The organism is Clostridium sp. UBA6640 (assembly GCF_002455975.1).
Taxonomy (GTDB): Bacteria; Bacillota; Clostridia; order Clostridiales; family Clostridiaceae; genus Clostridium_J.
This window is the reverse complement of the sequence record NZ_DKLM01000080.1, coordinates 20,110-29,067: the sequence shown is the minus strand read 5'-3', so window position 1 is coordinate 29,067 and position 8,958 is coordinate 20,110. Positions and strand designations below refer to the sequence as shown.

6 protein-coding genes are annotated in these 8,958 nt (G+C 26.4%); all 6 read left to right on the top strand.

Annotated elements, in window-relative coordinates; all coding sequences use genetic code 11:
- The first annotated feature begins 177 nt into the window (after positions 1–177).
- Complete coding sequence (locus B2W91_RS08785) at positions 178–945, top strand: ABC transporter ATP-binding protein (protein ID WP_291580112.1); 768 nt, start codon at positions 178–180, stop codon at positions 943–945.
- Positions 932–2,878 carry an ABC transporter permease gene (locus B2W91_RS08780; RefSeq protein ID WP_291580111.1) on the top strand — a complete coding sequence of 649 codons (1,947 nt, stop codon included), beginning with the start codon at positions 932–934 and terminating at the stop codon, positions 2,876–2,878. Before B2W91_RS08785 ends, B2W91_RS08780 begins: the two co-directional genes overlap by 14 nt.
- Positions 2,879–3,239: 361 nt before the next feature.
- Positions 3,240–4,301 carry a pentapeptide repeat-containing protein gene (locus B2W91_RS08775; protein WP_291580109.1) on the top strand — a complete coding sequence of 354 codons (1,062 nt, stop codon included), beginning with the start codon at positions 3,240–3,242 and terminating at the stop codon, positions 4,299–4,301.
- A gap of 366 nt (positions 4,302–4,667) precedes the next feature.
- Entirely contained in the window at positions 4,668–5,825 is a 1,158-nt protein-coding gene (gene rodA, locus B2W91_RS08770) for a rod shape-determining protein RodA (RefSeq protein WP_291580107.1), read from the top strand.
- 298 nt (positions 5,826–6,123) lie between these two features.
- Entirely contained in the window at positions 6,124–7,599 is a 1,476-nt protein-coding gene (locus B2W91_RS08765) for a LexA family protein (RefSeq protein ID WP_291580106.1), read from the top strand.
- Between the two features lie 567 nt (positions 7,600–8,166).
- Positions 8,167–8,703: a hypothetical protein gene (locus tag B2W91_RS08760; protein WP_291580104.1), complete on the top strand. Its 537-nt coding sequence runs from the start codon at positions 8,167–8,169 to the stop codon at positions 8,701–8,703.
- The last annotated feature ends 255 nt before the right edge of the window (positions 8,704–8,958 follow it).

Sequence of the window (8,958 nt, the reverse complement as noted above, 5' to 3'; positions counted from 1 at the left end):
TTCATTATTAATCCTTAATTTTTAAGGGATTAAACTGCTTTTATGGAAAATTTATTTTCTAGAGTATATATTAAGTTTTCGCATTGTATCCCTATAAATTATATACTATTAGTTCTGTATTTAAAAAGTTGGAAGCCAGCTTATATATATTTTATAAAAATTTTAGGAGGATAAATTATGAAAAATGTATTAACAGTAAAAAATGTTGAAAAAGTTTATGGTTCAAGAGGAAATGTATACACTGCTCTTAATGGTATAAGTTTAGAAGTAGGAGAGGGAGAATTTGTTGGAGTAATGGGGCCATCTGGTGCAGGTAAAAGTACATTGCTTAATATTATTTCAACTATTGATAAACCTTCTTCCGGTATAGTTAGTGTAGATGGAGACGATATAACAAAGATGAATGAAGATAAGCTATCTTCATTTAGAAGGGATAAACTAGGATTCATATTCCAAGATTTTAACCTTCTAGATACATTAACTGTAAAAGAAAACATAATATTACCATTAGCACTTTCAAAAGTTAATATAAGAGAAATAGAAAGTAGATTAAAAAGCATAGCACAAACACCAGGAATAGCAGATATATTAAAGAAATATCCCTATGAAATATCTGGTGGTCAAAAACAAAGAGCAGCGGCAGCAAGAGCAATTATAACAAGTCCAAAGCTTGTACTTGCAGATGAGCCTACAGGAGCACTTGATTCAAAATCTGCTACAGAACTATTACAATGTTTATCAGATTTAAATGAAAAAAATAACGCAACAATAATGATGGTTACTCATGATGCTTTTTCAGCAAGTTATTGTCAAAGAATATTATTTATAAAAGATGGTGTTCTGTTTACAGAACTTGTAAGAGGAGGTTCACGTAAAGAGTTCTTTCAAAAAATAATAGATGTGCTTGCGACTCTTGGAGGTGGAGATAAGAATGAACTTATTTAGTATTGCTATAAAAAACGTTAAAAGTAATTTTAAAAATTATTTTCTTTACTTTGTATCGATGGTATTTAGTGTAATGATATACTTCACCTTTACATCAATACAATATAATGAGCAAATTGCGGAATTTCTAAATAAAAGAGCAAAAATTACGGGGGTATTTAATGCTTCAGCAGTAATAATATTATTATTTTCTGCTGTATTTATATGGTACTCAAATTCTTTCTTTACGAAAAAAAGAAAGAAAGAAATAGGACTATATTCAATGCTTGGGGTTAAGAAAAAGCAAATAGGAAGAATGTTATTTTACGAAACAATAGCAATGGGAGTTTTGGCATTAGCTGTGGGGATAGGGCTAGGTGCATTACTTTCTAAGTTCTTTATAATGATACTTGTTAATTTAATGGGATCAGCTATAGTTGTTAAATTCGCAATATCTATGAAGGCTATAATTCAAACATTTATGGTGTTCTTTATATTATTCATTATAACTTCAATACACGGATACTCATTAATATATAGATTTAAGCTTATAGAACTTTTTAAAGCTGAAAGTAAAGCAGAAGGAGAACCCAAGGCATCAATAATACTTGCAGTATTTTCAGTAATATTATTATCATCTGCATATACTATGTCTTTCCATATTTTTGAAGGTAATTTCTTACTAAGAATGATGTTTGTATTATTTGGAGCTATTATAGCTACATATATACTCTTCTCATCTTTTATAGTATTTTTAATTAAAAAATCAAAGAAGAATAAAAGAAAATATTATAAAGGTATGAACATAATATCTACATCACAGCTGTTATATAGAATAAAAGGAAATGCAAGAACACTAGCTACTATAGCTATACTTAGTGCTACAACTATAACTACTATGGGAACAGCAGCAAGTTTTTATTATCAAGCCGTGATTAAGACAAGAGATCAAGTTCCTTTCGATTATGCTTATAGCCATAACCAATATAAAGATATAGATAGTGAAATTGAATCAATAATTAATAAATATGAAGATAATAAATTGAAGAATAAAATACAAGTAAAATTTATAGAAAAAGATATTAAATTACCTAATGTAATTAAAATGGCTGATAAATCAGATGAAATGCAAGAAGCTTCTGTAAGCATAGTCTCTGAAAGTAGCTTTAAGGAACTAGATGAAGCCTTAAATAATAAATTTAACTTTGAATTAAGAAATGATGAAATAGCATATTTCCCTCAATTTTTCTCACCAGCACTTATGAGAAAGTTTGAAGGAGAAAAAGCTATAATTCATTTAAATGGACAATCTAAAGAGCTTACAGTAGCAAAATTTAGTGAAAAACCATTAATACCTATATATATGACTAATGAAATAGTAGTAGTTAAAGATGAGCTATATAATAAATTATATTCAGAAGACAATTTAACAACTATTAGTTTATTTAATGTAGAAAATTATTTAAAAGCAGAAGGACTTACTAATGAACTTGAAAGCTTTATTAATTCTAAGAGTGCAGATAGTGAATCTTATCACTCAGGATTTACTTCATTCTATTCTACATATAAACAATCAATGGAATTTGGAGGGTTATTTATATTTATAGGAAGTTTCTTAGGATTAGTATTCCTAATTTGTACAGGAAGTATAATATTCTTTAAACAGCTTTCAGAAGCCAGTGAAGAAAAACCAAGATATATTATATTGAAGAAAATAGGAGTTAATCAAAAAGAAATTAAAAAATCAATTGGTAAACAAGTTTTAGTAGTATTCTTATTACCACTTCTAATGGGAATAATGCATAGTTTATTCGCTCTAAGAATATTAGATATAGTTCTGGGGGGATTAATGACACCAATAATGATAACAATAGCAGTGTATGTCATAATCTATTCTATATTCTATGTATTGACAGTAATATCTTACAATAATATAGTTAATGACAAACTTTAATATAGTAAATTTAAATTATTTATTAAGAGTATTTATCAGGTTTTGATAAATACTCTTTTTTAGGGAAAAATATAGATATCTCTCTCCTAAATTTAATGTATGTCTGAATANNTTAAGGAAGAAATTATTTTTTTAGAAAAATAATTTCCTAAAACATATTTTTTGCTAGCAATTTTATATTGCTAGCCTTTAAAAAAAAGTTACTGCGTAACTTTAAGAAATAATCAATTTTAAATTTCTCAGTGGAAGCTGAGAAATATCCACAACTGTGAATTTTGCATTGTGAACTGTAAATTGCTTTCAGGGATAGATCAAATTTAGAAGTGGTACATCTATAGAACTCTATATTGGTTGGTGTGTTATGGAAAATAAAAGTTATAATTATAATGAAGAATATAAAATCACAAATAGGACAATAGAACTAGAAAATTATAAGAACGATGATGTAGATAAAATATTTTTCTCTAATACTAGGTATGTTTCTTGTAATTTTTCTCATATAATTTTTGAGGGGATAAATTTTTGTAATATGATATTTGAAGATTGTACTTTTGAGTTTTGTAGCTTTTTTCATTGTAATATAAGAAATAAAAGCTTATTACAATTCTTTTCTAGTGAAATTTTTAAATGCAGTTTTGAGAAATGCAATCTTAAAGGGATATCTATTAAAAAGAGTAGATTTAAGGATGTAACTTTTAAGGATGCCTTTCTTAAAGGGTGTAATTTTATAGGTAATTGCTATAGTAGAGTAAGATTTATTGATGATTGTAACTTAATGGATTGTGTTATAAAAGATAGCAATTGCAGATTTGATATATGTTTTATTAATAAAGAGTCCTATACAAAATTTAATTTTAATTCCCATGTTGGAAAGTTTAACTATGATGGTAAGTATTATTGTAAGGATGATAAATATTATGATGGCGAAAAAAGATATAAGGATATCTGTAATACTTATTTATGTTTCGGAAGTCAATATTTGAAAAATGATATCAGAGAAAAGCAAGGAGAATGCTTTTATGAGAGTAAGAAAGCACTCCATAAAACCTTAAGAGGATCAAGAAAAATAATTTCTTTTTTATCTTATTATGTTTGTGGATATGGAGAGAAACCTTATCGAACTTTTAGTTTTTCATTAATAATAGCGATTTTTTGTGCTATATTATATATGTTTACAGGCTTGCAGGGAAAAGATGGCTTGATTTTATATGGATTTAATGTAGGAGCTAAAGGTATAAAGATTCTAATTAGAGATTTTATTTACTGTTTTCATTTTAGTTTAGTAACTTTTTCAACAGTAGGCTATGGAGATTTAGTACCTTATGGTATTATGAGCACAATAATATCTAGCATTGAAATAATATTAGGTGTACTAATGATAGGAATTTGGACTTCAACTTTAGTTCGTAAAATGACAAGATAAACATTCGTATAAAGAATTCTGATAATAGGGACATCAAGCTAATATTTAATACAAGTTCAGAAATTTTTAAAAGTAATACTTGAAATACTTATGAGAATAGCTAACAGTATGTATTAATAGACTTATTCTGCATATAGAATTATTTTTTAGGATATGTAAATAAATTGTGAATATAATTTGTTTTAAACCAATTCTAGTAAACTTAATGTTATAATAAATTTCATTTTACAAGGCTTCACAGTTAAGTTTTTAGGAATTTTTTCTAAACATAAAATTAAATTTCTATTGTAGATAGCTTAGTAAGATGAAAATTTTAGTATTAATAATTCCATCATATTTAATAAAATTTAGAAAGTTGGTGCATTATTGGCTATAAAGAATAATATTATTTTAAAGAAATACTTTGAATTGAAGAAATCTTTTGATTTAAAGAAATACATAAGAAATTTCGATGTTTTTTTGCTTGTTATGGTAATTCTTGTATCAGCTTGTGGAATTGTTATGATTAGCAGCGCAACATCTAATTTTACTAATAGCAGAAGATACATTACCACTCAAAGTATTTCAATTATAATTGGACTAATTCTTATGTTTATAACAATTTGCATAGATTACCGTGATATTGGACGTGCTTATAAGGTTATTTATATATTTAATTTTCTATTATTGGCAGCTGTAAGTCTTTTTGGGACAGGAAAAGAACAATGGGGTGCACAAAGATGGATACAAATTGGAAGTATTGGAATACAGCCATCAGAAATTGTAAAAATAGGGTTTATTATTACTCTTGCAAAATTTCTTGAGTCAATAAAAGATAATGTGAATCAAGTAAAATATCTATTGGCAACTTTAGCTTATATTGGGATACCTATTGTACTCGTGATGGCTCAACCTGATTTAGGTACCGCTCTAGCATTTGCTTTTATTTCTATTGCAATGTTATATATTTGTGGCATCGACTATAGATATATATTATCAGGGGTTTTATCATGTGCTATTTTTATACCTATTGCTTGGCAGTACCTACTTAAAGAATATCAAAAAAATAGAATTTTAGTTTTTATTAATCCTGATTTAGATCCTATGGGTGCAGGATATCATGTTCTTCAGTCTAAAATATCAGTAGGTTCTGGTGGACTGTTTGGGAAAGGACTATTTAAAGGGGCTTATGCACGAAATTTTGTACCTGAAAAGCATACAGATTTTATATTTTCTGTTATTGCTGAAGAATTAGGTTTTATAGGGAGTATAGTTATAGTATTACTTTTATTAGTAATAGTTTTAAGATGTATTTCAATATCAAAATCTGCTAAAGATCATTTTGGTTCTTATATTTGTGTTGGGGTTGCTAGTATGCTTATATTTCAGATATTTGTAAACATTGGTATGTGCATTGGTATTATGCCTGTTACAGGTATCCCACTACCATTTATTAGTTATGGTGGTTCATCTCTTATTACTAACTTTGTAGCAATAGGATTAGTTCTAAATGTAAGGCTAAGGCACAAAGCTATTACTTTTTAGAGAAATGGGTACGTATATTATAAAGATAATATTCAAATGATTTATAATTACAAGTTTAGATGATTTGTATTCTACATAGTCTAGGTTTGTAATTATTTTATTTTGATCTTGTGAGTTTTTAATGATGCAATTTCAACGTTTTTTATTTTATTATTCTTTTAAGAGCTTTTGAAACATTTCTACGCTTTCCTCTAACTAGCATAATAAATAATGAGTCCTTTAATTTGTATAATATCTGCATTGGTTAAACTTTATATAATGTTATAATATAAGAAAGATATAATTAGGAGGTGAGGGTATGGAGCTTTCTAAGAAACAACAACAAATAGTTAATAGTAAGTTTAATGGATGCTTGATAATAAAAGGTGAAGAGCATAGAGGTAAAACTCTTACTGCAATACATAGGGCAATACATTTAAAAAACAACTATTGCTTATATAATGATGATAATATGATAATGATTATTCCTAATGATGAAGAAAAGGAAAATATACTAAACATTTACGAGAAAGAACAAGAATTTGGGATATTAACTTTATTTTCTTATAATAATCAAAGTTTTAATGTGTTTACAATTAATGAAATAATAGAATCAAAGTTTGAGCAAATTAAAAGTAATAAGTCATTAATGGATGATAGTATCAGAGCTGAAATTTTAAAAGAGTGTATTGTAGAACTAAAAGAACAGAAGAAAAGATCAAAGATACTAAAAGAAGAGTATATATCTTACTTTTTAGAAGAGTTTGATTATATAAAATCTAATATGATTTTTAGTATAGATGATTATCAGATATTCATAAGAAGGGGAAGGAAAGATACTATTCATAATGGGCCTAAGTCGGTACCTAAAAATTCTTCTACGAGAGAAGTAATATTTAATCTTATGGAACTTTATGATGAAGTTTTAGAAGAGAGAAATTTAATTGATTGTATTGGAAGAGAAACTTTGATATTAAAGAGTTTAAAGATAAATAACATAAAATCATACACTCATATAATTGTAGATAAACTTCATAAATATAGTAAATTACAGCTAGAGATCATAAGGGTATTAAATAATAAAAAAGATTATACAAATTTTATTATAACCTGGGATATAAAAGATATGTCAGGAAAAAACTCACTTGGAAGTTGTGGCATTAAAATTAAAGATTTATTTTATGATATGAAGATTAAAACTATAGTATTAAAAGAAAAATTTAAAAACGAAAATAAAATAACTTCTTTTGATGTATCAAAAGGCTATAAAAAGCAAGAAAATATGTTTATGGAAAGTTATGAGTTTTTTGATATAAGGCATAATAGAAAATTTGATTTTGCTATAGACACAAGCAGTGAAGCAGATTTTATATTAAACCCTAAAGGTAAGGGAGAAAATTTACAGATAGATGACCTTCTATCTGTGCCTATGTATAATGATATAGCTGCTGGAGAGCCTATAATGATTAGTGAGGGAATTGAAGGTAGCTTTTATCTTCCTAAATATTGGCTTAAAGGGATTAAAGACGCTTTTTTATTAAAGGTAAAGGGCGATAGTATGATAAATGCTAATATTAATGATGGAGATTATGTTGTTATAAGAAAGCAATATAATGCAAATAATAATGATATTATTGCAGTAGATTTAGATGGAAGTGCTACTTTAAAAAGGTTGAGTATTAAAAAAGAAGGCATATTTTTAATGCCAGAGAATGATAAATATACACCGATTGTAGTAGATAATGAAAATACTACAATAATAGGAATAGCAATAGCAATAATAAAAAGGAATTAAAAAGTAGCAGTATCTAACTGCTACTTTTTATAAATAAATGCAATAAGTGCTTTTACTTATACTAAAAAATGTTAAAAAACTTATTGTAACCTGCTACTAATTATGACTTATTATTTTATAAATAAGTTTCTTGAGCCTATTTTTTATATAAATGTATAAGGTTGGTATTCCGTAGGCTAAAGAAAGAGAGGCTATAGATTGTTTATCACAGTACCCTAAGAAAACTCCACATATTCCAAAGCTAAAAGAAAAAGAGCCTATTAAAATTAGTAATACTATCAGTAAAAAAGTGTATATTTTATCGCTTATAGAATTTAATTTAAAAATTATATATAAAATTACTATAGATAATAATACTAATAGAAGTGATGTAAAATTGTGAACCATATTTAATGTGTCACATCCTTTGTATTCCTATGGTAATATATTATAAGTTTTACAATATTTTGTGAATAGTTTAGTATATATGAAAAATTTGAATTGTTTTAAGTTAAATTCTCATAGGTGGATTAACTATGAATTTATTGTATAATTATATTAGTTATATAAATTAAGGGGGAAATAGTTATGTTGCAGAGAATTAAGTTAAATCTTGAGGCGGTTGAGGCTATGCTTTATTATTGGCAAGCAGCCAGTGAAAAGGATAACATAGCAGAAAAATTTTTCTATGATGTATCAGATATGCCTGCATTAAGTGCAGCTTATGACGAAGAGTTTAATGGGGAGTCAGTAAGGCGTGCATTAAGTGCTATAAAAAATAGGGAACCTTTTGAAGGAAATAAGAAGGAAAAAAAGTTTTGGAATAATAATATGTGGATGATGGAAGATTTAGAATATACTAAATCAATGGCTAATCCACTAAAAAAATTAAATTTAGACTCCTTGGTAGCAGAACTTAAAGATTGTAACGGTGTAGATAAGTATGAAGAAATAGAGGTAATATTTTCACCACTACATTCAGATGAATATATAATTTCTAATAATAAATTAATAATTAATTTCTTTAGAATTAAACCTAGTGACATAGATGATAGAACATTTATAGGAGATGTTGAATTAATAAATTATATAGCAGATAAAATAAAAGAATTATTAAATAAGTAATTTGTATTATGAAATTTTCAAATAAGCAAGCTAAATTTGAGAAATTGAATTTAGTTTGCTTATTTTATCGTTAAAAGAGATATTTTTGATCAATATTATAAATTAAAAGAAAAAATGTGCTTATGATAACTATTTGCAGATATAACATATAATGACTGAATATTTTAAAATAATACTTTGCATAGGTTTATAATATAGGGTTCCTTAATGAAAATTTAACTTATGCATGATTTTAATTTCCATAACAAAAATTCT

Bases quoted from the DNA above. Each gene is read 5' to 3' on its own strand.
- B2W91_RS08785 (WP_291580112.1), top strand. From the start codon at position 178: ATGAAAAATGTATTAACAGTAAAAAATGTTGAAAAAGTTTATGGTTCA.
- B2W91_RS08780 (WP_291580111.1), top strand. From the start codon at position 932: ATGAACTTATTTAGTATTGCTATAAAAAACGTTAAAAGTAATTTTAAA.
- B2W91_RS08775 (WP_291580109.1), top strand. From the start codon at position 3,240: ATGGAAAATAAAAGTTATAATTATAATGAAGAATATAAAATCACAAAT.
- B2W91_RS08765 (WP_291580106.1), top strand. From the start codon at position 6,124: ATGGAGCTTTCTAAGAAACAACAACAAATAGTTAATAGTAAGTTTAAT.
- B2W91_RS08760 (WP_291580104.1), top strand. From the start codon at position 8,167: ATGTTGCAGAGAATTAAGTTAAATCTTGAGGCGGTTGAGGCTATGCTT.